Consider the following 23230-nt stretch of genomic DNA (forward strand, 5'->3'; position numbering starts at 1 on the left):
GATTCCTCTCGCTGCTCAGCGGCGCTTCTGGCGGTTCTTGCGCTTGGGCTGCTCACGCTGCCCCCGGGGCTGCTCGGGCTCCGGCTCCGGGGCGGCCTCGATGGCGCCCTTGGCGGCGGCCTTGCGAGCCTGCTTCTCCTTGAGGAGACGCTCGGCCTCCGACCCCGGCGCGGGCATCTTCTTGATCGTGTAGAACTGCTGGCCCATCGACCACAGGTTCGAGATGACCCAGTAGATGAGCACACCCACGGGGAAGTTGATGCCCGAGATCAGGAAGATCACCGGGAGGATGTAGAGCATCATCTTCTGCGTGCTCGCCATCGGCCCCTCGAGGGCGGCCTTCGGCATGTTCTTCATGGTCAGCTGGCGCTGGGTGAAGAACATGGTGGCGCTCATCAGCACGATGAGGCAGATGACGACGATCCGCGCCGTCGTCGAGTCCGTGGTGCGGAACACGTCGGAGAGCTGGGCCCCGAAGAGCTTGGAGTGCTCGATGTCCGCGGCGACGCGCTGGTCGATCGGGCCGATCGTCCGGTAGGAACCGTCCGCGATCGCCGACAGGTGGTTGAGCACCCGGAACAGCGCGAAGAAGATCGGCGACTGCAGCAGGATCGGCAGGCAGGACGCCATGGGGTTGGTGCCGTGCTTGCGGTACAGCTCCATCGTCTCGCGGCCCATGGCCTCGCGGGACGCCGGGTCCGTCTTGCCCTTGTACTTCTTCTGCACGGCCTGCAGCTCCGGCTGCATCATCTGCATGCCGCGCGAGGCCTTGATCTGTTTGAAGAACAGCGGGATCAGTGCGATACGGATGACGATCGTCAGCGCGACGATCGAGAACACCCAGGCCCAGCCCGGACCGTCCTGCATCCCGAGGGTCGTGAAGAGTGCGTGGGCCCCGTACATGATCCAGGCCACGACCCACTCGATGGGGTAGAGGATGGTATCCATCCCGATGTGTCTCCTCTGTCGGAAAAGTCTCTGCGGTCCCCGGCGGCGCGGTCCGGGATGGTCAGTGGCGAGCTGCGCCGCGGTGCTCGTGGGCCGGCGCGTCGACGGCGGTGTCGGCGTGCTTGCCACGAGCGGGCGGTACGTCGTCGACGCCGCCGAGGCTCCAGGGGTTGCATCGAAGGATGCGCCAGAGCGCGAGACCTGTCCCCCGCAGCGTGCCGTGCGTACGGATCGCGATGACCGCGTACTGCGAGCACGACGGGTAGTACTTGCAGGTGGGGCCTGTCAGCGGGGAAATCACCGACTGGTAGACCCGGATCACACCGATGAGGACTGCCGCGGGCAGGTTCCTCAGCGCGTCCCGCCCGCGCCCGACCGTCGAGGCGGTCACGACGCTCTCCGGGCGCGCGCAAGGGCCCGGTCCAGGCTGCCCGCGAGGTCGCTGTCGAGCTCGGCGTACGTGGCGGAGCTCGAGGCGGGGAGCGCCCGCACGACGAGGCGCGAGCCGGCGGGGAGCGACTCGAGGTGCTCCGCGGCGGCGTGCCGCAGGCGGCGCTTCACCTGGTTACGGTGCACGGCGTTCCCCACGGCCTTGGATACGACAAGACCGACCTGTGTCGGCGCAGGGCTCGCGACACCAGAAACACCGGCCGTCGGGCCGGTGTCGGGGTCGACGAGGAGATGCACCACCACGGTCGATCGTCCTGCACGCGTGCCGCGGCGCACCGCCCGTTCGAAGTCGACGGAACGGCGCATTCGGTGCGCCGCGGGCAACATGCGTCAGGCAGAGAGCTCGGCGCGACCCTTGCGCCGACGGTTCGCCAGGATGGCGCGGCCGGCACGGGTGCGCATGCGCAGCCGGAAGCCGTGGGTCTTGGCACGACGACGGTTGTTCGGCTGGAAGGTCCGCTTGCTCACGAGGTACTCCAAGAAACGTCGGGGAGGCACACCGTCAGTTCCTCGACGATGCAGGTCTGTTCTCAGTCGTCGCACGCGTACAGGACGTGGAGGCGTCGACCGGGCCGACCCGAGGACCGGCAGCCCAGTTGTGGGCGCGCGAAAGGACCTGGAACGGCTGTCCGACGTTACGCCGTGCGGGCCCCTCAGGTCAAACCCGCCCGGGGGCGTCCCGCCGCGCCCGGTGGCTACGATGTGGAGGACCTCACGCACCACGGCGCGACGTCGCGCCTCCCGCCCCGGTACGGTCGTCACCCACAGCATTGTCCACAGGTTCCACAGCATGTGGACAACGCTGTGGACGGAGTCTGGGCGTGGCAGACTCGCGACCCGCTGCCCATCCAGAACGACAGAAGGACGACGCCCGTGGCCCAGCCGGACGAGAACATCACCGATGTCTGGGCACACACGCTCGCCACCCTCGAGGCACGGCCGGACATGTCCGCCCGGCAGCTCGCCTTCATCAAGCTGGCGAAGCCGATGGCCATCCTCGAGGACACCGTCTTCATCGCCGTCCCGCACGAGCAGACCCGCGCCTACCTCGAGACCAGCGTCCGCGACCAGCTCGTGTCCGCGATGGCGTCGACGCTCGGTCGCGACATCCGGTTCGGGATCACCGTCGACCCCGAGCTGAGCAGCGACACCCTCACCGGCCCCTCCCAGGACTACTCCGCTCCCCCGGAGCCGGGTGTCCCGGACGAGCCCGAGGCGCCGCCGCTCCCGCCGAGCCCGAAGCAGTCTGCCGAGCCGACCCGGCTCAACCCGAAGTACATCTTCGAGACGTTCGTCATCGGGTCGTCCAACCGGTTCGCCCACGCTGCGGCGGTCGCGGTGGCCGAGGCCCCGGCGAAGGCCTACAACCCCCTGTTCATCTACGGCGATTCGGGGCTGGGCAAGACCCACCTGCTGCACGCCATCGGGCACTACGCGCACAACCTCTATCCCCACGTGCGCGTGCGGTACGTGAACTCCGAGGAGTTCACCAACGACTTCATCAACAGCATCGGCGAGGGCCGCGCGGGGGCGTTCCAGCGCCGCTACCGCGACGTCGACGTCCTCCTCATCGACGACATCCAGTTCCTGCAGGGCAAGGAACAGACGATGGAGGAGTTCTTCCACACCTTCAACGCGCTGCACAACGCGGACAAGCAGGTCGTCATCACGTCCGACGTCCCGCCCAAGCAGCTCAACGGGTTCGAGGACCGGCTGCGGTCCCGCTTCGAGTGGGGCCTCATCACGGACGTGCAGCCCCCGGACCTCGAGACCCGGATCGCGATCCTGCGCAAGAAGGCGGCGAGCGAGCGTCTCGACGTGCCGGCGGAGGTCCTCAGCTACATCGGCTCGCGCATCTCGACGAACATCCGCGAGCTGGAGGGGGCCCTCATCCGGGTCACCGCGTTCGCGAACCTCAACCGCCAGCAGGTGGACCTCGCCCTCGCGGAGATCGTCCTCAAGGACCTCATCACCGACGACGACACGGCGGAGATCACCCCGTCGATGGTGATCGCCCAGACGGCGGCGTACTTCGGCCTCACGATCGACGACCTGTGCGGCTCCTCCCGCTCCCGCGTCCTCGTCACGGCGCGGCAGATCGCCATGTACCTGTGCCGCGAGCTCACCGACCTGTCCCTGCCCAAGATCGGCCAGCAGTTCGGCGGCCGCGACCACACCACGGTCATGCACGCGAACAAGAAGATCGCCGGGCAGATGGCGGAGCGACGCTCCACCTACAACCAGGTGACTGAGCTCACCAGCCGCATCAAGCAGCAGCACCGCGGCTGACCGTCCACGCTCCTCGCGGGCCCGACCACGCTCTTCACAGGGTGTGGGACCGGGCCCGCAGGCGTTTCTCCACATCACCGCCCACAGGCTCGGCCGCACCAGACCGCCGATCCGTCGTCATCGTCCCCATCCCTGTGGAGGGACATCGTGGACAACTGGGCGTTATCCCCAGGCAGCGCGATGCACACCTGTGGACAAAGCTGTGGACGCATGTGGACCAACAGTCCAAATCGGTGGACGACGACACCCTGATCGGTGGACGGCTGTGGGTATCGAATCGGTCGCCCACAGGCACAAGTCGTCGTCCACAGACTTGCCCCCACGGCCTCCACATGCCTGATGTGCCTCTGACCTGCGGAAACATCGCTCGTCCCCAGAATCCACAACCCCTATGACGATGACTAACGTCTGATCATCAAGAAATTCCCCACACCTTCATCAGGCCGGCCGGCGTTGCGCACCCGCCCACAGCACAGGTCCTCCGCGCGAGTGCCGAAGAGGCCCCGTCTCGCGTAGGGTTTGGCTCGGACGACGAGGCAGGTCGGATCACGTCGGCGGGCCCCCACCGGGTCACGACGGAACCCTCGACCGCCCATCGATCGGCGACAAGTCGACAACGCGAGGAGTGGGATGAAGTTCCGGGTTGAGCGTGACGTCCTGGCCGAGGCCGTGACCTGGACGGCGCGCACCCTCCCCACGCGCCCTCCGGCACCCGTGCTGGCGGGCGTCCGCATCGAGGTGGACACGGCGGGCACGATCTGGCTGTCCAGCTTCGACTACGAGGTCTCCGCGCGCGCCGAGATCCCCGCGGAGGTCTCCGAGCCGGGCACCGTGCTGGTCTCCGGCCGCCTCCTCGCCGAGATCTCCCGCGCCCTGCCGAACAAGCCCGTCGACGTCACGCTCGAGGGGACCAAGGTCGTGCTGACCTGCGGTGCCTCGCGCTTCACGCTGCTGACGATGCCCGTCGAGGACTACCCGACGCTGCCGCAGATGCCGGAGCTCTCCGGCACCGTCACCGGCGACGCGCTCACGCACGCCGTCGCGCAGGTGAGCGTCGCCGCGAGCCGCGACGACACCCTCCCGCTGCTCACGGGCGTGCGGATGGAGATCGAGGGCGAGCGCATCACCCTCATCGCCACCGACCGCTACCGCCTGGCGCTGCGCGAGCTGACCTGGACGCCGGCCACCCCCGGCTACTCCGCGGTCGCCCTCGTGCGCGCCCGCACGCTCACCGACGTCGCGAAGTCTCTCGGCGGGGGCGGCGGGCTCGTCAACGTGGGCCTCTCCACGGGCCAGGGCGTGGACCTCATCGGGTTCGAGGCGGGCGGCCGCCACACGACGTCGCAGCTCGTGGACGGCGACTACCCGCCCGTGCGCCGACTGTTCCCGGACGCGACACCGATCCACGCCGTCGTCGCCACCGCGCCCCTGATCGAGGCCGCCAAGCGCGTCTCCCTCGTCGCCGAGCGCAACACCCCGATCCGGCTGTCCTTCACGGACGGCCAGGTGGTGCTGGACGCCGGGCAGGGCGACGACGCGCAGGCGTCGGAGGCCCTCGAGGCCGTCCTGGTCGGCGAGGACATCCAGGTCGCGTTCAACCCGCAGTTCCTGCTCGACGGGCTCGGCGCGCTCGGCACCGACTTCGTCCGGCTCTCCTTCACCCACCCGAACAAGCCGGTGGAGTTCACCGGCCAGGAGTCGCTCGACGGTGAGGACTCGTCGGAGTACCGCTACCTGCTCGTGCCCATCCGGTTCGCCGGCTGACGGGCGCCAGCCCTCTCGCCCGCACCCTCGTCTCGCCCCACCCCCGGAGGTACCCATGGTCAGCCACATCGGACTCGTCGGTCTGGGCAAGATGGGCAACAACATGCGCGAGCGTCTGCGCCGCGGCGGCATCGAGGTCACGGGGTACGACCCGCGGCCCGAGGTGTCCGACGTGGCGTCGCTCGCGGACCTCGTGGCCGCCCTGCCCGCCGACCGGCGCGTGGTGTGGGTGATGGTGCCGGCCGGCGACCCGACCCGGGGCGTCGTCCAGGAGCTCGGCACGCTGCTCGGCGAGGGTGACGTCGTCGTCGAGGGCGGCAACTCCCACTACCCGGAGGACCAGGCGCGCGCGGCGGAGCTCGCCGAGCGCGGCGTGGGCTACGTCGACGTCGGCGTCTCCGGCGGTGTCTGGGGCCTCGAGAACGGCTACGGCCTCATGTGCGGCGGCGACGCGGCGCACGTCGAGGCGCTCATGCCGGTCTTCGACGCGCTGCGCCCCGAGGGGCCGCGCGAGGAGGGCTTCGTGCACGCGGGCGCGGTCGGCGCGGGGCACTTCGCGAAGATGGTGCACAACGGCATCGAGTACGGCCTCATGCAGGCCTACGCCGAGGGCTACGAGCTCCTCGCCGCCAAGAAGGACATCGTGACGGACGTCCACGGCACCATGAAGGCGTGGATGCGCGGCACGGTCGTGCGGTCGTGGCTGCTGGACCTCATGGTCAAGGCCCTCGAGGAGGACCCGGCGCTGGCCGCCATCGACGACTGGGTCGACGACTCGGGCGAGGGCCGCTGGACCGTCGACGAGGCGATCGACAACGCGGTGCCGCTGCCCGTGATCTCCGCGGCGCTGTTCGCCCGGTTCGCGTCCCGGCAGGAGGAGTCGCCCGCGATGAAGGCCGTGGCCGCGCTGCGCCAGCAGTTCGGCGGGCACGCGGTCAAGCCGGCCCAGTGACCCGGCCGGTCGCCGGCCGTCGAGATCGCTGATGTACGTCTCGCACCTGTCCCTGCTGGACTTCCGGTCGTACGCCGCGGTCGACGTCGAGCTCGAGCCCGGCCCCAACGCGTTCGTGGGCCGCAACGGGCAGGGCAAGACCAACCTGGTGGAGGCCATCGGGTACGTCGCGACGCTGGGCAGCCACCGGGTCGCGAACGACACGCCGCTGATCCGCGCCGGAGCCGAGCGGGCGGTGGTCCGCACGAGGATCGTGCGGGGCGAGCGGGCGTCGACCGTCGAGCTGGAGATCACCGCAGGCAAGGCGAACCGGGCCCGGGTTAACCGCGGCCAGCTGGGCCGGGCGCGCGACGTCCTGGGGATCCTGCGCACGGTGCTGTTCGCGCCGGAAGACCTGGCCCTCGTCAAGGGTGATCCCGACGGCCGCCGTCGGTTCCTGGACCAGCTCGTGGTGCAGCTCCTCCCCCGTGCCGCGGGGCTCCTGAGCGACTACGAGCGGGTGGTGCGGCAGCGGTCCGCGCTTCTCAAGTCGCTGCGCGGCGTCCGCAGGTCCGGGGGCGGGGCTGTGGACACCGGCACGCTCGAGGTGTGGGACGCCCGCGCCGCCCAGCTGGGCGGGCAGGTCCTCGCGATGCGGCTGGCCCTCGTGGAGGCGATGCGTCCCCACGTCGCCGCGGCGTACGAGCAGGTCAGCGACGCGGACGGCGACGCCGAGCTTGCGTACCGCTCGAGCGTCCCCGAGGCGGGCGACGGCACCGGCTCGCTCCCGACGGCGGCGGACCTGGAGAAGGCGATGCTCGCGGCGATGGCCGACGCTCACCCGCAGGAGCTCGAGCGCGGGGTGAGCCTGGTAGGCCCGCACCGCGACGACCTGGTGCTCACCCTGGGCGGGCTGCCCGCCAAGGGATACGCCAGCCACGGCGAGTCGTGGTCGTTCGCGCTGGCACTGCGGTTGGCGTCGTACCGCCTGCTCGGTGGTGGTGACGACCCGGAGCACGTGCCCGACTCCGCGTTCTGGGACCCGGATCTCGACACCGACGCCGACCCGGTGCTCATCCTCGACGACGTGTTCGCGGAGCTGGACGTGCGCCGTCGCGAGCGGCTCGCGGAGCTGGTCGCGCCGGCGCGGCAGGTGCTCGTGACCGCGGCGGTGCCCGGCGACGTGCCCGAGGGGCTCCTGGGCGCCCGGTTCGAGGTGACGCCCGGCGAGGTGCGTCGTGCGGGCTGAGGACGACCCTGTGGACGACGACCCCGACGACGGCCCGTCCACCCCTCGTGCCCGTCCCGACGCAGACCCGCGCCCCGTCGTCGACCGCACGGAGCTCACGCCACCGTCGGCCGTGGCCCGCGAGGCATTGAACAGGGCGAAGGCCGCCGCACGCGCGAAGGGCCTGCGTCCCGGTTCGCCGGCTCGCCGCTCCCCGCTCGCGGAACCTCGGATGTCGGGCCAGGGGCCCGGCGCGCGCGACCCGCAGCTGCTGTCGGAGGTGGTGGGCCGCCTCATGCGCGACAAGGGCTGGACGGCGGACGTCTCCGTGGGGGGTGTCATCGGCCGGTGGCGGGAGGTCGTGGGCGACCAGGTCGCGGACCACTGCCAGCCGGAGACGTTCGAGCAGAAGGTCCTCGTGGTGCGCGCGGACTCGACGGCGTGGGCGACGCAGGTGCGGCTCCTCGTCCCCACCCTGTTGCGCCGTCTGGCCGAAGAGGTGGGCGAGGGTGTGGTCGAGCAGGTCACGGTGCTGGGCCCGGCAGGTCCGGGCTTCCGTCGCGGGCGACGGTCCGTGCGCGGGCCGGGCCCACGGGACACGTTCGGCTGATTCCGGGCGCGGCGCATCGGCCTCGCCGGCAGGCGGGAGCCGGGCAGACCGCCCTGAGGGCGTGCACCCCGCAGGATGTGGACGGGGCTGGGGAAAAGCCTGTGGACAACGAGTCGCGACGAGGGTCGCCGCCCGCCTGTGGACAACGTGTGCGGAACTTCTCCCCAACGGCGTCAATCCGCCGTTTCCTTGCCTCCGGCAGGTAGACTGGGACGGTCATTCCGGGTCGTGGTCCGACCTCTCTCGCACGGCTCGGTCGGGTGCGTGCCCGGAACCTGAGCGCCGCGTCGCCCGCAACACCGCACGATGCGCCGGCGCGTGCACGACGACCGAGGAGCAGCTCCGCCTGTGGCAGACCGAACCGACACCCCCCGTCCTGATGCTGTCGCCGCCGACGGAGCCACCGGACCGGGGAGCGGGTACGACGCCGGCAACATCACCGTCCTGGAAGGCCTGGAGGCCGTCCGCAAGCGCCCGGGCATGTACATCGGCTCCACCGGTGAACGCGGCCTGCACCACCTGGTGTACGAGATTGTGGACAACTCTGTGGACGAGGCCCTGGCCGGCCACGCCGACAGCGTCGAGGTGACCCTCCTGGACGACGGCGGCGTCCGCGTCCGCGACAACGGCCGCGGCATCCCCGTGGCGATGCACCCCACGGAGGGCAAGCCCACGCTCGAGGTCGTCATGACGATCCTGCACGCGGGCGGCAAGTTCGGCGGCGGCGGGTACGCCGTCTCCGGCGGTCTGCACGGCGTGGGCATGTCCGTCGTCAACGCGCTGTCCACGCGGTTCGTCTCCGAGGTGAAGCGGGACGGCTACCACTGGCAGCAGGAGTACCGCGACGGCGGCGAGCCGGTCACCGAGGTGCAGCGGTTGGAGCCCCTCGCCGACGGCGAGGCCACGGGGACCACGCAGACCTTCTGGGCCGACGGGTCGATCTTCGAGACCACCGACTACGACTTCGAGACGCTGCGCTCGCGCTTCCAGCAGTACGCCTTCCTCAACAAGGGCCTGCAGATCACGCTGCGCGACGAGCGTGCCGGCCATGCCGTGGCGGACGACGAGGTGGCCGGCAAGCCCGCCGCCGACGACGGCGTCACGGCTGCCGACGGCACCACGGACCCGATGGCCGCGAACCCCGTCCGCACGGTCACCTATCGCTACGACAACGGCCTCACGGACTACGTGGCGCACATCAACGCCGCCAAGAAGTCCGAGCTCGTCCACCCCGAGATCATCGACGTGGAGGCGGAGGACACCGAGCGCAAGATCTCGGTGGAGATCGCGATGCAGTGGACCACCTCGTACAGCGAGTCGGTGCACACCTTCGCGAACACCATCTCGACCACCGAGGGCGGCACGCACGAGGAGGGCTTCCGCGCGGCGCTCACCACCCTGGTGAACAGCTACGCGCGCGACAAGCAGATCATCAAGGAGAAGGACGACAACCTCACGGGTGACGACATCCGCGAGGGCCTCACCGCCGTCATCTCCGTGAAGCTCGGCGAGCCCCAGTTCGAGGGCCAGACGAAGACGAAGCTCGGCAACACCGAGGCGAAGACGTTCGTGCAGCGCGTGGTCCGCGAGAAGCTCGTGGACTGGTTCGACGCGCACCCCACCGAGGCGCGCGACGTCATCCGCAAGGCGATCCAGGCGTCGCAGGCCCGCATCGCGGCCCGCAAGGCTCGCGAGGCCACGCGCCGCAAGGGGATCCTCAGCTCGGGCGGGATGCCCGGCAAGCTCAAGGACTGCCAGTCCAACCGGGCCGAGGACTGCGAGGTCTACATCGTCGAGGGCGACTCGGCCGGCGGTTCGGCCGTCCGCGGTCGTAACCCGCACAACCAGGCGATCCTGCCGCTGCGCGGCAAGATCCTGAACGTCGAGCGGGCCCGCCTCGACAAGGCGCTCTCCAACCAGGAGATCCAGTCCCTGATCACGGCGTTCGGCACGGGCATCGGCGAGGACTTCGACATCTCGAAGCTCCGGTACCACAAGATCGTGCTCATGGCCGACGCCGACGTCGACGGCCAGCACATCTGCACCCTGCTGCTCACGCTGCTGTTCCGGTACATGCGCCCGCTCATCGAGCACGGCCACGTGTACCTCGCGCAGCCGCCGCTGTACCGGCTCAAGTGGTCGAACGCGCCGCACGACTACGTGTACTCGGACCGCGAGCGGGACGCCTTCCTCAAGGAGGGGATCGCCGCCGGCAAGCGGATCCCCAAGGAGAACGGCATCCAGCGGTACAAGGGCCTCGGCGAGATGGACTACACCGAGCTCTGGGACACCACGATGGACCCCGAGCACCGCACGCTGCTGCAGGTCACCATGGACGACGCGGCCGCGGCCGACGAGATCTTCTCGGTGCTCATGGGCGAGGACGTCGAGTCCCGCCGCAGCTTCATCCAGCGCAACGCCAAGGACGTCCGATTCCTCGACATCTAGCGGGTCCGACAGCGTCGTACAGATAGTGCGACTGCTGTTGTACATCGAGCTCGAGGACACGGAACCCGCGCCCCGGCGGCGCAGGACAGGAAGAAGGTAGACGGTGACGGACGAGACCCCCGGTCCCGACATGACGGACGGCGCCCCGGACGACGAGGCGCTCGAGACGACGGACGGCCAGGTCGCCGTGCAGCACGGCCGCATCGACCAGGTCGACCTGCAGCTGGAGATGCAGCGCAGCTACCTCGACTACGCGATGAGCGTCATCGTCGGGCGGGCGCTGCCGGACGTGCGGGACGGCCTCAAGCCGGTGCACCGCCGCGTGCTCTACGCGATGTACGACGGCGGATATCGCCCCGACCGCGCGTACTCCAAGTGCTCGCGCGTCGTCGGCGACGTCATGGGCAAGTTCCACCCGCACGGTGACACGGCGATCTACGACACGCTCGTGCGCCTCGTGCAGGACTGGGTGCTGCGCTACCCGCTCGTCGCCGGCCAGGGCAACTTCGGCTCCCCGGGCAATGACCCGGCCGCCGCCCCGCGGTACACGGAGTGCCGCATGGCCCCGCTGGCCATGGAGATGGTCCGGGACATCGAGAAGAACACCGTCGACTTCCAGGACAACTACGACGGCCGCACGCAGGAGCCTGTCGTCCTGCCCGCCCGCTTCCCGAACCTGCTCGTCAACGGCTCCGCCGGCATCGCGGTGGGTATGGCGACGAACATCCCGCCGCACAACCTGCGCGAGGTGGCGGAGGGCGTGCGCTGGCACCTGGCGAACCCCGACGCGTCGCGCGAGGAGCTCCTCGCCGCGCTCATGCTGCGCATCAAGGGGCCGGACTTCCCGACCGGCGCCACCATCCTCGGGACCAAGGGGATCGAGGAGGCGTACCGCACCGGGCGCGGTTCCATCACGATGCGCGCCGTGGTGAACGTCGAGGAGATCCAGAACCGGATCTGCCTCGTCATCACGGAGCTGCCCTACCAGGTCAACCCGGACAACCTGGCGTCGAAGATCGCCGACCTCGTCAACGACGGCAAGCTCGCCGGCATCGCCGACATCCGGGACGAGACGTCGGGCCGCACCGGCCAGCGCCTCGTCATCGTGCTCAAGCGCGACGCCATCGCCAAGGTCGTGCTGAACAACCTGTACAAGCACACGCCGCTGCAGTTCAGCTTCGGCGCGAACATGGTGGCGCTCGTCGACGACGTGCCCCGCACGCTCAGCCTCGACGCCTTCGTGCGGCACTGGACCACGCACCAGATCGAGGTCGTGCGCCGCCGTACCGAGTACCTGCTGGCCGAGGCCGAGCGTCAGATCCACATCCTGCGCGGCTACCTCAAGGCGCTCGACGCGCTCGACGAGGTCATCGCACTCATCCGCCGCTCCCCCGACGTCGAGCAGGCGCGCTCCGGCCTGATGGAGCTGCTCGACGTGGACGAGCAGCAGGCCAACGCGATCCTCGCCCTCCAGCTGCGCCGTCTGGCCGCGCTGGAGCGTCAGAAGATCATCGACGAGCACGACGGGCTGCAGCGCGAGATCGAGGACTACAAGGACATCCTCGCGAAGCCGGAGCGGCAGCGGACGATCGTGCAGGACGAGCTCGACGACATCGTCGAGCGCTACGGCGACGACCGCCGCACCACGATCCTGCCCTTCGACGGCGACATGTCGGTCGAGGACCTCATCCCCGAGGAGGAGGTCGTCGTCACCATCACGCGCGGCGGGTACGCCAAGCGCACGCGGTCCGACAGCTACCGGGCGCAGCGCCGCGGCGGCAAGGGCGTGCGCGGCGCCGCCCTGCGCGAGGACGACATCGTCGAGCACTTCTTCGTGACGACGACGCACCACTGGCTGCTGTTCTTCACGAACCTCGGCCGCGTCTACCGCGCCAAGGGCTACGAGCTGCCCGAGGGCGGCAGGGACGCCAAGGGCCAGCACGTGGCGAACATGCTGGCGTTCCAGCCGGGCGAGCGCATCGCCCAGGTTCTGGACCTGCCCGACTACGAGGCCGCGGACTACCTGGTCCTCGCGACCCGCCGCGGCCTGGTGAAGAAGACCCGCCTCGGCGAGTACAACTCGCCGCGCTCGGGCGGGCTCATCGCCATCAACCTCCGTGAGGACGAGCAGGGAAACCCCGACGAGCTCGTCGCGGCCCGCCTGGTCAACGCGGACGACCACCTCATCCTCGTGTCGCGCAAGGGCCAGTCGATCCGGTTCCCCGCCGACGACGACACGCTGCGTCCCCTGGGCCGCGCCACGTCGGGCGTCACCGGCATGAAGTTCCGCGAGGACGACGAGCTGCTCAACGCGGACGTCGTGACGCCGGGCACCGACCTGTTCGTCGTGACCGAGGGCGGTTTCGCCAAGCGCACCGCGGTCGGCGAGTACCGGGTCCAGGGCCGGGCCGGCTTCGGCATCAAGGTCGCCAACCTGGTCGAGGCTCGTGGAGACCTCGTGGGGGCCCTGGTGACAGACCCGGACGACGAGGTGCTGGTCATCATGGAGCGTGGCAAGATCGTGCGCTCGGCGGTCGCGGAGGTGAACCTCACCGGCCGGACCACGCAGGGCGTGACCTTCGCCAAGCCGGACCGCGGCGACCGCATCATCGCGGTGGCCCGGAACGTCGAGCGTCGTGCTGACGACGAGTCGGTTAGCGTGGACGAGCAGGCCGCCGACGAGCCGACCACGAGCGGGGACGAGGACTGATGACGGAGAACCATGCGTCGACCAGGGCGTCGTCGGCGCCTCCCGTGCGGGGGCCCGAGATCGACGACGCCACGCACCGTCGTGCCCCCGTCCCCCCGCCTCCGCCCGCGCCGGGCTCCACGTCCCGTGGCGTGACGGTGGGTGGCGCGGCCGCGCAGCGCGGCGGCTCGACCGCGGCCCCGGCGTCGTTCCAGACGACGCAGGAGCAGGCGGCCGTGCCGGCGCCTGCCCCCGAGGCTCCCGCCGCCCCGGCCACCTCCCCGCAGCCCGCGTCGCCCGTCAAGGAGGGCGCGGTCAAGGCCGCGGCCGCCGCGCTCGCCGCGGCGCGCAGCGCCGCGAAGAAGGTCCAGTCGGTCATGCCGGACGGCGCCGCCAAGGAGCAGGAGCCCACGGGGAGCGCCTCCGCCCCGGCGGCGAAGCCCGAGCAGGCCGAGCCGCGCCCGGAGATGCACTACTCCGCCGGCGGGGTGCACGGCACCGCCGCGCCGACCGCGGCACCCGCCGCGGCGTCGCCGATGGTCGGGGCCGCGGCGGGCACCGGGCCCCGTCGCGTGCGCCTGTCGGTCTCGCGGGTCGATCCGTGGTCGATCATGAAGCTCGCGTTCCTGCTCTCCGTCGCGATCGGCTTCATCACCGTCGTCGCCACGATGGTCGTCTGGTACGTGCTCAACGACATGGGCACGTTCGCGACGATCCAGGCCTTCATGAGCGACACGATCGGCCCGCAGGCCGTGAACCTCATGCAGTTCGTGAAGTTCGACCGCGTCGTGTCGCTGTCGGTGCTGATCGCCATCGTCAACGTCGTCCTCATGACGGCGCTGACCACGATCATGGCGATCCTGTACAACATCACGGCCGCGCTCGTCGGCGGCGTGCACCTCACGCTCACGGACGAGTGACCCCCGCGCCGGCCGGGACCGACGTCACACCACGTGAGGGCGCTCCCGGTTTGGGCCGGGGACACCGCGTACGGTAATGTTCCGTGCTGCACGCGCTCCCGCTGGGAGCGCGCTCGGGGCTATAGCTCAGACGGTTAGAGCGCTTCCCTGATAAGGAAGAGGTCGGAGGTTCAAGTCCTCCTAGCCCCACTCCAGGCCACACCAGGCCCGGGCCCGACACGCACGGCCTGGCGGTCGTGACGAGGAGGCAGATGATGAAGAAGCTGTTCGTCCTCCTGCTCGCGCTCGGCGCGGGCTACCTGGTCTGGCGCCGGCTCAACGAGGACACGGCAGACCGGGACCTGTGGTCCGAGGTCACCGACACCATCGACTGAGCCTCTCCCCGTTGCCCGCCCCGCGGGTCGCCCGGGGCCATGGCGCAATTGGTAGCGCACCTGCTTTGCAAGCAGGGGGTTAGGGGTTCGAGTCCCCTTGGCTCCACTCTCGGCAGAAGGCCGCCCACCCGAGCTCCTCGGGTGGGCGGCCTTCGGCGTACCCGCCGGGTCAGTCCCCCGGGCCGTCGACGTGCTCGAGCAGGTCGCCCGGCTGGCAGCCGAGCTCACGGCAGACGGCGTCGAGGGTGGCGAGCCGGACCGCCTTCGCTTTGCCGGTCTTGAGGATGGACAGGTTCGCCACGGTCATGCCGACACGGTCGGCCAGCTCCGTGAGCGTCATCCGTCGCTCGAGGAGCATCCGGTCCAGCCGGACGACGATCGCCATCAGACCGTCAGCCTGCGCTCGTCCTCGATCTCCGCGCCGTGGCGGAAGATCTCCGCGACCAGGAGCACCAGGCCGCCCAGGGCGAGCTGGACGAAGCTCACGCCGCCGGGGTAGCCCTGGGTGCCCACCGGTTCGAGGAACGGCTCGCCCCATCCCACGAAGTGGAGCCCCCCGAGCTGGTGCGCGCCGGTGAAGTGGTCCAACGCCGGCGCGAGGACGGCGGCCGCGATGGTCAGCCAGCCCAGGGCGCGCAGGAGACGCACCGTGCGGGCGCTGAACGCGTCCCCCGCGGCCGCGGCCGCGAGAAGTCGCCACAGCAGGGCGAGCCAGGTGGCGATCACGGCCCCGACGATCACCTTCTTGACGACCTGGGCGGCCACCCAGGGGTTCCAGCCGACGTCGGAGGTCGCCAGGCGGATCTCACCAGAGAGCACCGCCTCCGTGCCTCGGAGGCGGGAGTCCTGTGAGACGACGCCGTGGTCGTAGCGTTCGTCCCCGCCGTCCTGGATCATCTTGTAGCAGAAGTCACCGTCCGGGTACTCGTTCGGCTTGAGGCTCGTGACGTCGAACTCCTGGCAGACAGGCGACGCCGTGACCACCTGGACCGCGAGCGTGTCCCGAAAGTGCAGCGGCCCGAGGCTGACGTCAGCCGGGTAGTCGGCGCGGCCCGTGAGCGCAAGGACGCCGAGCACTCCCGCCGTGACGGTCATCGCGGCGGTGAGGACGGCGGCCACGAGGGCGAGCCAGGCTCCGATCCGAAACAGGCGTCGCGCCATGACAGTGGTGTCCTCTCGGGCGTCATCGACCACGGGGTCATATCGAGACGCGATACTTCCATATCGAGTTGCGATATGTCACTACCTCGGGTCCTGGCCATCCACGACGAAGGCCCCCGCCGTGCCGGCGGGGGCCTTCGTGTCCGGTGCGGTGCCGTCCGGGACGGCGTGGGGTCAGGCCTTGTCGCCCTCGCCCTCGCCGGCGTCGCCGTCCTTCTTGGCGGCGGACCGCGTGCGGTTGGTGGCCTTCTTCGCGGCGTCGGCGGCCTTGTCCTTGGCCTTGTCCACGGCCTCGGAGACGTCCTCGCCAAGCTCGGCGGCCTTCTCGCCGGCGCGCTCGGCGGCCTCGCGGCCCTTCGCGACGGCGTGCCCGGCGGCCTCGCCCACGGCCTCGGCCGCGTCGCCGACGGCGTGCCGGGCGTCCCGGGCGGCGCCGTCGAAGTCGGGGCCGGACTGCTGCTCCCACGGCTCGGCCCACGGGTCGTTCTGCGGCTGGGCACGACGCCAGAAGGCGTACCCGGCCACGGCGGCGCCGGCGAGGGCGAGGAACCAGAAGATCCCCTTGCCCTTGCCGGAGGACTTCTCGGCCTCCTTGGCCGCCTTCTCGGCGGCGGCCTGAGCCTTGGCCGCCTCCTTGGCCGCCTTCTTCGCGGCCTTCTTGCCCGCGCGGCCGGCCTTCTCCGCGGCGTCGCGCGCGGCGTCGGCGGCTGCGGCGCCCGCGGCGCCGGCCGCCTCGCCCGCACGGGTCGCGGCATCGTTGAAGGCGGCGACGACGCGCGGCAGGTACTCGTCGACGATCTTGTCGTGCGCCGTGTCGACCAGGGGGCCGGCCTTGTCGGCCGCCTTCTCGATCCGCGGGGCGGCGGCGAGGACGCTCTCGCGCCACGCCTTCTCGGCCCGCGGGACGAGCCACTCCAGGAAGTTGTCGACCCGTGGCTCCGCCCATTCCTTGGCCTGACCGGCAGCGTCCTTGGCGCCGCCCGCAGCCCGGGCACCGACGTCGACCAGCACGGCGGCGGCCTCCGTCGCGGAGCCCTTGAGCTTCTCCGTGTCGATCTCGTTGATCTTGTCGCTCACCTTGGCGGCGAGCTTCTCGGCCTGGTCCTTGGCACTGTCCTTGGCGTTGTCGCCCGCGTTCTTTCGCACCATGGACCCACTGTGCCACCAGGTGCCCTGGCCTGCAGCGCTACGCGCGAGCCGCGTCGTGAGGGTGCGGGAGAGGAGGGGTGAGAGGATGAGGACATGTTCGCAACCCTCCACACCTCCGCCGGTGACATCCGCATCGAGCTGCTGCCGAACCACGCGCCCAAGACCGTCGCGAACTTCGTCGGGCTGGCCAAGGGCACCACGACGTGGACGGACCCGGCCACGGGCGCCGAGCGCAACGACCCCCTGTACGACGGCGTGATCTTCCACCGCGTCATCGACAACTTCATGATCCAGGGCGGGGACCCGCTGGGCACCGGCACCGGTGGCCCCGGCTACACCTTCGACGACGAGATCCACCCGGAGCTCCAGTTCGACGGCAAGTACATCCTCGCGATGGCGAACGCCGGCAAGCGCCGCAACCCCGTCACGGGCGCCGTCGAGGGCACCAACGGCTCGCAGTTCTTCATCACCACGGCCGCGACCCCGTGGCTCAACGGCAAGCACAGCATCTTCGGCAAGGTGGCCGACGACGAGTCGCGCGCCGTCGTCGACGAGATCGGCAACACCCCGACGCGTCCCGGCGACCGCCCCGTCACCGACATCGTCATCAACAGCGTCACCATCGAGGACTGAGCAGGCCTCACCGCCGCCTCATCGCCGCCTGACCGACACCAGGTCGAGCGGTCGGGGCCAAGACTCTCGGCGCAGTTGTATCCCTCCCGAAGTGGAGCGCCCCCTGGGGCGCGTGAACGCGACTGCGCCGAGAGTCTTGGCCCCGACCGCGCTACGGACTCCTGGAGGGCCGACCTATCTCTACGACACCCCCCGCCCCGCAGTCCGGGCAGCCCGCCGGGGCGCCGCCGGTGTGCCCGCGGCACCCGGACCGGGTCTCGTACGTGCGCTGCCAGCGCTGCGGCCGTCCGACGTGCCCCGAGTGCCAGCGCCCGGCCGCCGTCGGGATCCAGTGCGTCGACTGCGTGAACCAGGCCGCGCGCTCGGCGCCCAGCACCCGCACGATGTTCGGCGGCACGGTGCGGGGAGGCCGGCCGGTCGTCACGCTGACGATCGTGGGGCTCTGCGCCGTCAGCTGGGTGCTGCAGCTCGTCACGGGCGGGGACTGGACGCAGCGGTGGGCGTTCGCCCCCGCGGTCGGGCTCGACGAGCCCTGGCGGTTCCTCACCGCGGCGTTCCTGCACTCGCGGAGCCCGCTGCACATCCTGTTCAACATGTACGCGCTGTGGCTGGTGGGCCCGTTCCTCGAGCAGGCGTTCGGCCGGGCGCGCTACGTCGCGCTGTACGCGCTGTCCGCGATCGCCGGGTCGGTGGGCTACCTGCTGCTGGCCGACCCGGCGGGCGCCTCCTGGTACACCGCCGTGGTGGGGGCGTCGGGCGCCGTCTTCGGGCTGTTCGGCGCGATCATCCCGGTGCTGCGGCGCACGGGCCGCAGCGCGACGCAGATCCTCGTGCTGATCGCCATCAACATGGCGATCCCCTTCGTCTTCCCGGGGATGCACGTCGCATGGCAGGCCCACCTGGGCGGGCTCGTCGTCGGGCTGGCGTTGGGCGCAGGTTTCGCCTTCGCACCGCGCGAGCGGCACGCGCTGGTGGCCTGGCTGCTCCCGACCGGGGTCGCCATCGTCCTCGTCGCCGCGACGGTCTGGAAGTACGCCTCGGTGGGCTGGCTCTAGCCGTTCTCACCGGGCCTTGCCCACAGGGTTGTCCACAGGTGTGGAACGAACTACACCCGTGGAAGTCCTCAGCGCCAGCGCGTGGTGAGCCCGAAGCCGCCGATGATCAGCACGAAGCCGACGGCGAGGTTCCATCCCTTGAGCGCCGGGATCGGCAGCCCCATCCCGGGAGCCGTCAGGTAGTACAGGACGATCCACGCGAGGCCGACGAGCATCAGGCCGAGCATCGTGGGCACGAGCCAGGGCGGGTTGCCCTGCGCCTTCGCCTTCGCGGGGGTCGCGGCCTGGTCGGCCGGGGCGCTCTTCTTCTTGCGGGACTTCGACTCGGGCACGGGGTGGGCTCCTGTCCGGACGGGCGGGTGCGGCGGTCGGAGGCCGGATGCCTGACACCGCCGGTGATTCTGTCGACTAGCGTAGTCGTCAGCAGGCTCGAGAAGGACAGCCGGGGACCGAGGTGTGTGGCGCGATGAACCGTCGACTGCGCGCGAGCGCGACCGTCGCGTGCGTCCTTGCCGCGTCCGGGCTCCTGTTCACGGCCAGCGCGCAGCTCGCAGACACCAAGGACGGCCGCGACCCGCAGGACCTCGCCGAGCTCGTCACCACCGAGTCGGACCGGGTCTCCGACCTCACCGACAGGATGAACGAGCTCGAGGCGGAGATCGACGACCTGGGGAAGAAGGCGGGCGCCGACCTGCCTACCCGCAGCGCCACCCTCGTCGCCGACGAGTCCGTCGTGACGGGCGCGCTCCCCGTGAGCGGCCCGGGGCTGCGGGTCGCGCTCGACGACGCGCCCGCGTCGAGCCAGTCCATCTCCGGCGCCCGGCCGGACGACCTCGTCGTGCACCAGCAGGACGTGCAGCACGTCATCAACGCCCTGTGGGCGGGCGGCGCCGAGGCGATGACGCTGCAGGGCGAGCGCGTGACGGCGACGTCCGCGTTCCGCTGCTCCGGCAACATCCTGCTGCTGCACGGCAAGGTGTTCTCCCCGCCGTACGTCATCGAGGCCGTCGGCGACCCGCAGGAGCTCCGCGCGTCCCTCGACGCCGACCCGGGCGTGGCGATCTACCAGCAGTACGTCGACTGGGTCGCCCTCGGGTGGTCGGTCAAGGACGCCGGCTCGCTGGAGCTGCCCGCGTACACCGGCAGCTCCGAGATGAAGTACGCCACGGTCCCCGCCGGGACGGACGTGTTCTCGTGACCCCTCGCCCCACCACCTGGAGCCCCCGATGACCAGCACCGCGCCCGGACCGCGCATCCTCGTGGTCGACAACTACGACTCGTTCGTCTACACGATCGTCGGCTACCTCGACCAGCTCGGGGCGCGCACCGTCGTGGTGCGCAACGACGCCGTGCCCGAGCCCGACGCCGACGGCGTCTTCCACGACGAGGACGGCGCGCCCTTCGACGGCGTCCTCGTCTCCCCCGGCCCCGGCACGCCGAAGGAGGCCGGGTCGTCGGAGGACGTCATCCGCGCCTGCGCGCGCTCGCGCACGCCGATGCTCGGGGTCTGCCTGGGGCACCAGGCCCTCGCCGAGGTGTACGGCGCCACCGTGGCACACGCGCCCGAGCTCATGCACGGCAAGACCAGCCTGGTGGAGCACGACGGCGAGGGCGTCCTCGAGGGGCTCGCCACGCCGTTCACGGCCACCCGCTACCACTCGCTCGCGGTGCTTCCCGAGACGGTGCCCGCCGAGCTCGAGGTGACCGGCGCGACCGCCGGTGGGGTCGTCATGGGCCTGCAGCACCGCGACCTGCCGCTGCACGGCGTGCAGTTCCACCCCGAGTCGGTGCTGACGGAGGGCGGGCACCGGCTGCTCGCCAACTGGCTCGCCGTGTGCGGCGACGCCGGCGCCGTCGAGCGCTCGCGCGGCATGGCGCCGCTGGTCCACACCGCCGGCTGACGCGAGACCGCACCCCCGCCGAGACGAGGAACGCCGGCCGTGACCCGAAGGTCACGGCCGGCGTTCCTCGTTCTCGGCGGGCGCCGCGAGGAGGTAGGGTCAGCCGTCCCCGCCCAGGATGTCTCCCAGGCCCCCGTCGTCGCCCTCGGGCGGGGTCTCCGTCGTCGTCGGCTCGTCGGTCGGGGTGTCGCCCACCTCGGGACCGCTGGACACGACGACCGTGACGTTCGAGCCGGCGTCGACCTCGGTGCCGGCGGGCGGGTCGGTGCTGATCACGGTGCCGTTGGGGACGGTGTCGGACGGCGCGTAGTCGATCACCGGGTTGAGGCTGGAGTCGCCCATCGACGCCTGGGCGTCGGCGGCCGGCTGCCCGACGACGTCGGGCACCTTCGTCTTCTCCGGCGCCTTCTCCTTGGCGATGACGATGGACACCCGGCTGCCCTGCGGCACCGAGCCCGCGTTGGGGCTCTGGCGGATGACGGTGCCCGGCGTCTCGTCGCTCTCCTCCGTGCTGCTGTCCGAGCTGAGGTCGAGTTCGGCGAGCTTGGCCTCCGCGTCCTCCTTCGACATGCCGACGAGGTTCGGCAGGTCGACCTGGCCCGTGGACACGACGATGTCGATGGTGGTGCCCTCGTCCACGGCCTGCCCCTTGGCCGGGTCCGACTTGATGACGAGGTCCTTCGCGACCGTCTTGCTGTTGGCCTGCGACTCGTTGCCGAGCACGAGGTTGGCCTCGGTGAGCTTCTGCTCCGCCTCGGACTTCGACAGCCCGGCGAGGTCGGGCACCGCGATCGTGTCCGGACCGGCGGAGAAGGTCACCGTGACGGTGCTGCCGCGCTCCACCTGCTGGCCGCCGTCGGGGTTCTGCCCCAGGAACGTGTCCTTCGGCTCGGTGGAGTCGGCGTCGGTCTCCTGGGCGTACTTCAGGCCCGCCTGGGTGATCTGCTGCTCCGCCTCGGCCGGGGTGATCGTCTCCGACAGCGTGGGGACGGTGACGTTGTCCTCGCCGGCGGAGTTGATGACGATGAGCGTGATGATCGTGGCCAGCGCGATCGCGCCGATCGCGATCAGCGTCCACATCAGGCCCTTGCGGCTCTTCTTCTCCTCCTCCGGCGGCGCGCCGCCCGGCGAGGGCTGCACGGCGGTCGCGCCCCACTGCGACGTCCCGGCCGGGTCCATCACCTGGGTGGCGCCGCCCTGGCCGAGCACCTGCGTGGCGGCGGCGCCGGCCGCGGCCGCGCCGAGCAGCGGCGCCGTCACGTCGCCGCCGCGCAGCGCGGTCTCGAGGTCCGAGCGGAACTCCGCGGCCGTCGAGTACCGGGCGTCGCGGTCCTTCGCGAGGGACTTCAGGACGATGCGGTCGAGCACCTCGGGAACGTCCGACGCCAGCTCGCTGGGGCGCTGCGGCGCCTGCCCGACGTGCTGGTACGCCACCGCCACCGGGGAGTCGCCCATGAACGGCGGGCGGCCGGTGAGCAGCTCGAAGAGGAGGCAGCCCGTGGAGTAGATGTCGCTGCGGGCGTCCACGGTCTCGCCGCGGGCCTGCTCGGGCGACAGGTACTGCGCCGTGCCGATGACGGCGTGGGTCTGCGTCATCGTGGCCGCGGAGTCCGCCATCGCGCGCGCGATGCCGAAGTCCATCACCTTGACCGCGCCCGTGGGCGTGATCATCACGTTGGCGGGCTTGATGTCGCGGTGCACGATGCCGGCCTGGTGCGAGTACTCGAGCGCGCTGAGCACGCCCGCCGTGATCTCGATGGCCTCCTCGATCGGCACCGCCGCGCCGTCCTGGAGGATGTCGCGGACCGTGTGGCCCTCGACGTACTCCATGACGATGAACGGGATGGGCACCGTGGCGCCCTGGGGGTCCGTGAAGGTGTCCTCGCCCGTGTCGTACACGGCGACGATGGCGGGGTGGTTCAGGGCCGCCGCGGACTGCGCCTCGCGGCGGAACCGGGCCAGGAACGACGGGTCGCGCGCGAGGTCGGACCGCAGCACCTTGATCGCGACGGTGCGGCCGAGGCGCGTGTCGTGCCCGATGTGCACCTCGGCCATGCCGCCGCGGCCGATGAGCTCACCGACCTCGTACCGGCCCGCGAGTACCCGGGGCGTGTTGTCCACCACTCAGTCGTCCTTCTCGGTCATGGCCGCGCGCGCGGCGCGCGGCGTGTCTCGGAGCATCATCCCAGAGTAGGGAGGGACGCCCGCGCGAACGGTCGTCGGGCACGGCGCCGTGTCGCCGCCGGCGCCCGAGGTCGGGCCCGGCACGTCGCGCAGCGCCGCGCGGGGTGTCGGGCCGGGTGCTGAGCCAGGTGCTGTGCCAGGTGTCGCAGGGAGGGTCGAGAAGGGCGCGGGTCGTCCGCCCGTCAGCGCGAGGGCGGGGCCGAGGAACAGTGCCGCGGCCTGGGCGTCCGCGCCGGCCGCCATCGCCTGCACCATGGTGGCGATCAGCAGCACCACCAGCAGCCCGAGGAGCGCGAGCAGCGGCCACGAGAGGCGTCCGAGCGGCCCGAAGCGCCGCCCGGTGGACGTCGACGTGCGGCGCGCCTCCTGCTTCGCCGCCGTCGCGGGGGCGGCAGCGCGCCCGCGGGCCGCGGCCGCCGTCGGCGAGGCACCGCGGACGGCCGGGCGCCGGGCGTCGTGGGTGCCCGCGCGCACGTCGCGCCGCGAGGGGAAGGCG

At 71.1% G+C, this 23230-nt stretch carries 22 protein-coding genes, 2 tRNA genes and 1 pseudogene; 15 read left to right on the forward strand and 10 right to left on the reverse strand.

Features of this window, described 5'->3' with window-relative positions:
* Nucleotides 1-15 precede the first annotated feature (15 nt).
* From yidC to rpmH, 4 genes are all read right to left on the reverse strand, one after another.
* Complete coding sequence (yidC, locus tag ACWF41_RS03780; RefSeq protein WP_380321053.1) at nucleotides 16-948, reverse strand: membrane protein insertase YidC; 933 nt, start codon at nucleotides 946-948, stop codon at nucleotides 16-18.
* A 61-nt stretch (nucleotides 949-1009) separates the two neighbouring features.
* Nucleotides 1010-1339, reverse strand: a complete 330-nt coding sequence (gene yidD / locus ACWF41_RS03785; RefSeq protein ID WP_380321050.1) for a membrane protein insertion efficiency factor YidD — start codon at nucleotides 1337-1339, stop codon at nucleotides 1010-1012.
* Nucleotides 1336-1725: a ribonuclease P protein component gene (gene rnpA, locus ACWF41_RS03790; protein WP_380321047.1), complete on the reverse strand. Its 390-nt coding sequence runs from the start codon at nucleotides 1723-1725 to the stop codon at nucleotides 1336-1338. The genes yidD and rnpA overlap by 4 nt, the downstream gene beginning before the upstream one ends.
* A 3-nt stretch (nucleotides 1726-1728) precedes the next feature.
* Nucleotides 1729-1866, reverse strand: coding sequence for a 50S ribosomal protein L34 (rpmH, locus tag ACWF41_RS03795; protein WP_013840089.1), 138 nt, complete (start codon nucleotides 1864-1866; stop codon nucleotides 1729-1731).
* Nucleotides 1867-2271: 405 nt separating this feature from the next.
* Here rpmH and dnaA point away from each other — a divergent pair, with 405 nt between their 5' ends.
* From dnaA to ACWF41_RS03850, 11 genes are all read left to right on the forward strand, one after another.
* Nucleotides 2272-3687: a chromosomal replication initiator protein DnaA gene (dnaA, locus tag ACWF41_RS03800; protein WP_380321044.1), complete on the forward strand. Its 1416-nt coding sequence runs from the start codon at nucleotides 2272-2274 to the stop codon at nucleotides 3685-3687.
* Between the two features lie 630 nt (nucleotides 3688-4317).
* Nucleotides 4318-5451, forward strand: coding sequence for a DNA polymerase III subunit beta (gene dnaN, locus ACWF41_RS03805; protein ID WP_380321040.1), 1134 nt, complete (start codon nucleotides 4318-4320; stop codon nucleotides 5449-5451).
* 55 nt (nucleotides 5452-5506) lie between these two features.
* On the forward strand, nucleotides 5507-6403 hold the full coding sequence (gene gnd, locus ACWF41_RS03810; RefSeq protein WP_380321037.1) for a phosphogluconate dehydrogenase (NAD(+)-dependent, decarboxylating): 897 nt from the start codon (nucleotides 5507-5509) through the stop codon (nucleotides 6401-6403).
* A 31-nt stretch (nucleotides 6404-6434) separates the two neighbouring features.
* Nucleotides 6435-7631, forward strand: coding sequence for a DNA replication/repair protein RecF (gene recF / locus ACWF41_RS03815; RefSeq protein WP_380321034.1), 1197 nt, complete (start codon nucleotides 6435-6437; stop codon nucleotides 7629-7631).
* A gap of 112 nt (nucleotides 7632-7743) precedes the next feature.
* On the forward strand, nucleotides 7744-8220 hold the full coding sequence (locus ACWF41_RS03820; protein WP_380321068.1) for a DUF721 domain-containing protein: 477 nt from the start codon (nucleotides 7744-7746) through the stop codon (nucleotides 8218-8220).
* A 306-nt stretch (nucleotides 8221-8526) separates the two neighbouring features.
* Nucleotides 8527-10668 (forward strand): DNA topoisomerase (ATP-hydrolyzing) subunit B, encoded by a 2142-nt coding sequence (gyrB, locus tag ACWF41_RS03825; protein ID WP_380321030.1) that lies wholly within the window; start codon nucleotides 8527-8529, stop codon nucleotides 10666-10668.
* A 103-nt stretch (nucleotides 10669-10771) separates the two neighbouring features.
* Nucleotides 10772-13378, forward strand: coding sequence for a DNA gyrase subunit A (gene gyrA, locus ACWF41_RS03830; protein ID WP_380321027.1), 2607 nt, complete (start codon nucleotides 10772-10774; stop codon nucleotides 13376-13378).
* On the forward strand, nucleotides 13378-14277 hold the full coding sequence (locus ACWF41_RS03835) for a DUF3566 domain-containing protein (RefSeq protein WP_380321024.1): 900 nt from the start codon (nucleotides 13378-13380) through the stop codon (nucleotides 14275-14277). The genes gyrA and ACWF41_RS03835 overlap by 1 nt, the downstream gene beginning before the upstream one ends.
* 115 nt (nucleotides 14278-14392) lie before the next feature.
* Nucleotides 14393-14466, forward strand: a tRNA-Ile gene (locus ACWF41_RS03840).
* Between the two features lie 65 nt (nucleotides 14467-14531).
* A complete protein-coding gene (locus ACWF41_RS03845) occupies nucleotides 14532-14651 on the forward strand; it encodes a DLW-39 family protein (protein WP_380321021.1) in 120 nt (39 codons plus the stop codon).
* Nucleotides 14652-14684: 33 nt separating this feature from the next.
* Nucleotides 14685-14757, forward strand: a tRNA-Ala gene (locus ACWF41_RS03850).
* Nucleotides 14758-14820: 63 nt separating this feature from the next.
* On the opposite strand, the gene ACWF41_RS03855 is transcribed toward ACWF41_RS03850, so the two are convergent.
* The 3 genes from ACWF41_RS03855 to ACWF41_RS03865 all read right to left on the reverse strand — a co-directional run bounded on the left by ACWF41_RS03855 (nucleotide 14821) and on the right by ACWF41_RS03865 (nucleotide 16961).
* Nucleotides 14821-15036 carry a helix-turn-helix domain-containing protein gene (locus tag ACWF41_RS03855; RefSeq protein WP_380327036.1) on the reverse strand — a complete coding sequence of 72 codons (216 nt, stop codon included), beginning with the start codon at nucleotides 15034-15036 and terminating at the stop codon, nucleotides 14821-14823.
* Nucleotides 15036-15812 carry a DUF2975 domain-containing protein gene (locus tag ACWF41_RS03860; protein ID WP_380327033.1) on the reverse strand — a complete coding sequence of 259 codons (777 nt, stop codon included), beginning with the start codon at nucleotides 15810-15812 and terminating at the stop codon, nucleotides 15036-15038. The genes ACWF41_RS03855 and ACWF41_RS03860 overlap by 1 nt, the downstream gene beginning before the upstream one ends.
* Before the next feature lie 174 nt (nucleotides 15813-15986).
* A complete protein-coding gene (locus tag ACWF41_RS03865; protein WP_380327030.1) occupies nucleotides 15987-16961 on the reverse strand; it encodes a hypothetical protein in 975 nt (324 codons plus the stop codon).
* Between the two features lie 93 nt (nucleotides 16962-17054).
* Here ACWF41_RS03865 and ACWF41_RS03870 point away from each other — a divergent pair, with 93 nt between their 5' ends.
* Both ACWF41_RS03870 and ACWF41_RS03875 read left to right on the forward strand, forming a co-directional pair.
* Entirely contained in the window at nucleotides 17055-17594 is a 540-nt protein-coding gene (locus tag ACWF41_RS03870) for a peptidylprolyl isomerase (protein ID WP_380327027.1), read from the forward strand.
* 344 nt (nucleotides 17595-17938) lie between these two features.
* Nucleotides 17939-18649 (forward strand): rhomboid family intramembrane serine protease, encoded by a 711-nt coding sequence (locus tag ACWF41_RS03875; RefSeq protein WP_380327039.1) that lies wholly within the window; start codon nucleotides 17939-17941, stop codon nucleotides 18647-18649.
* A 68-nt stretch (nucleotides 18650-18717) separates the two neighbouring features.
* Here ACWF41_RS03875 and ACWF41_RS03880 read toward each other — a convergent pair whose 3' ends face one another.
* Nucleotides 18718-18981, reverse strand: coding sequence for a cell division protein CrgA (locus ACWF41_RS03880; protein ID WP_380327042.1), 264 nt, complete (start codon nucleotides 18979-18981; stop codon nucleotides 18718-18720).
* 134 nt (nucleotides 18982-19115) lie between these two features.
* Here ACWF41_RS03880 and ACWF41_RS03885 point away from each other — a divergent pair, with 134 nt between their 5' ends.
* Complete coding sequence (locus ACWF41_RS03885; protein ID WP_380327045.1) at nucleotides 19116-19847, forward strand: DUF881 domain-containing protein; 732 nt, start codon at nucleotides 19116-19118, stop codon at nucleotides 19845-19847.
* Nucleotides 19848-19875: 28 nt separating this feature from the next.
* A complete protein-coding gene (locus ACWF41_RS03890; RefSeq protein ID WP_380327048.1) occupies nucleotides 19876-20550 on the forward strand; it encodes an aminodeoxychorismate/anthranilate synthase component II in 675 nt (224 codons plus the stop codon).
* A gap of 99 nt (nucleotides 20551-20649) precedes the next feature.
* On the opposite strand, the gene pknB is transcribed toward ACWF41_RS03890, so the two are convergent.
* Together pknB and ACWF41_RS03900 are read right to left on the reverse strand one after the other, a co-directional pair.
* Nucleotides 20650-22674 carry a Stk1 family PASTA domain-containing Ser/Thr kinase gene (pknB, locus tag ACWF41_RS03895; RefSeq protein WP_380318122.1) on the reverse strand — a complete coding sequence of 675 codons (2025 nt, stop codon included), beginning with the start codon at nucleotides 22672-22674 and terminating at the stop codon, nucleotides 20650-20652.
* Nucleotides 22675-23230 (reverse strand): annotated as a pseudogene (locus ACWF41_RS03900) (hypothetical protein); the annotation flags it as partial. It lies immediately after the preceding gene.

This window comes from Isoptericola sp. NPDC055063, assembly GCF_053608125.1.

Coding starts and splice junctions, on each gene's coding strand:
- ACWF41_RS03870 (WP_380327027.1), top strand. CDS start 17,055: ATGTTCGCAACCCTCCACACCTCCGCCGGTGACATCCGCATCGAGCTG.
- yidC (WP_380321053.1), bottom strand. CDS start 948: ATGGATACCATCCTCTACCCCATCGAGTGGGTCGTGGCCTGGATCATG.
- gnd (WP_380321037.1), top strand. CDS start 5,507: ATGGTCAGCCACATCGGACTCGTCGGTCTGGGCAAGATGGGCAACAAC.
- ACWF41_RS03860 (WP_380327033.1), bottom strand. CDS start 15,812: ATGGCGCGACGCCTGTTTCGGATCGGAGCCTGGCTCGCCCTCGTGGCC.
- ACWF41_RS03890 (WP_380327048.1), top strand. CDS start 19,876: ATGACCAGCACCGCGCCCGGACCGCGCATCCTCGTGGTCGACAACTAC.
- gyrB (WP_380321030.1), top strand. CDS start 8,527: ATGCGCCGGCGCGTGCACGACGACCGAGGAGCAGCTCCGCCTGTGGCA.
- ACWF41_RS03885 (WP_380327045.1), top strand. CDS start 19,116: ATGAACCGTCGACTGCGCGCGAGCGCGACCGTCGCGTGCGTCCTTGCC.
- ACWF41_RS03865 (WP_380327030.1), bottom strand. CDS start 16,961: ATGGTGCGAAAGAACGCGGGCGACAACGCCAAGGACAGTGCCAAGGAC.
- dnaN (WP_380321040.1), top strand. CDS start 4,318: ATGAAGTTCCGGGTTGAGCGTGACGTCCTGGCCGAGGCCGTGACCTGG.
- ACWF41_RS03855 (WP_380327036.1), bottom strand. CDS start 15,036: ATGGCGATCGTCGTCCGGCTGGACCGGATGCTCCTCGAGCGACGGATG.
- ACWF41_RS03835 (WP_380321024.1), top strand. CDS start 13,378: ATGACGGAGAACCATGCGTCGACCAGGGCGTCGTCGGCGCCTCCCGTG.
- recF (WP_380321034.1), top strand. CDS start 6,435: ATGTACGTCTCGCACCTGTCCCTGCTGGACTTCCGGTCGTACGCCGCG.
- ACWF41_RS03845 (WP_380321021.1), top strand. CDS start 14,532: ATGAAGAAGCTGTTCGTCCTCCTGCTCGCGCTCGGCGCGGGCTACCTG.
- rnpA (WP_380321047.1), bottom strand. CDS start 1,725: ATGTTGCCCGCGGCGCACCGAATGCGCCGTTCCGTCGACTTCGAACGG.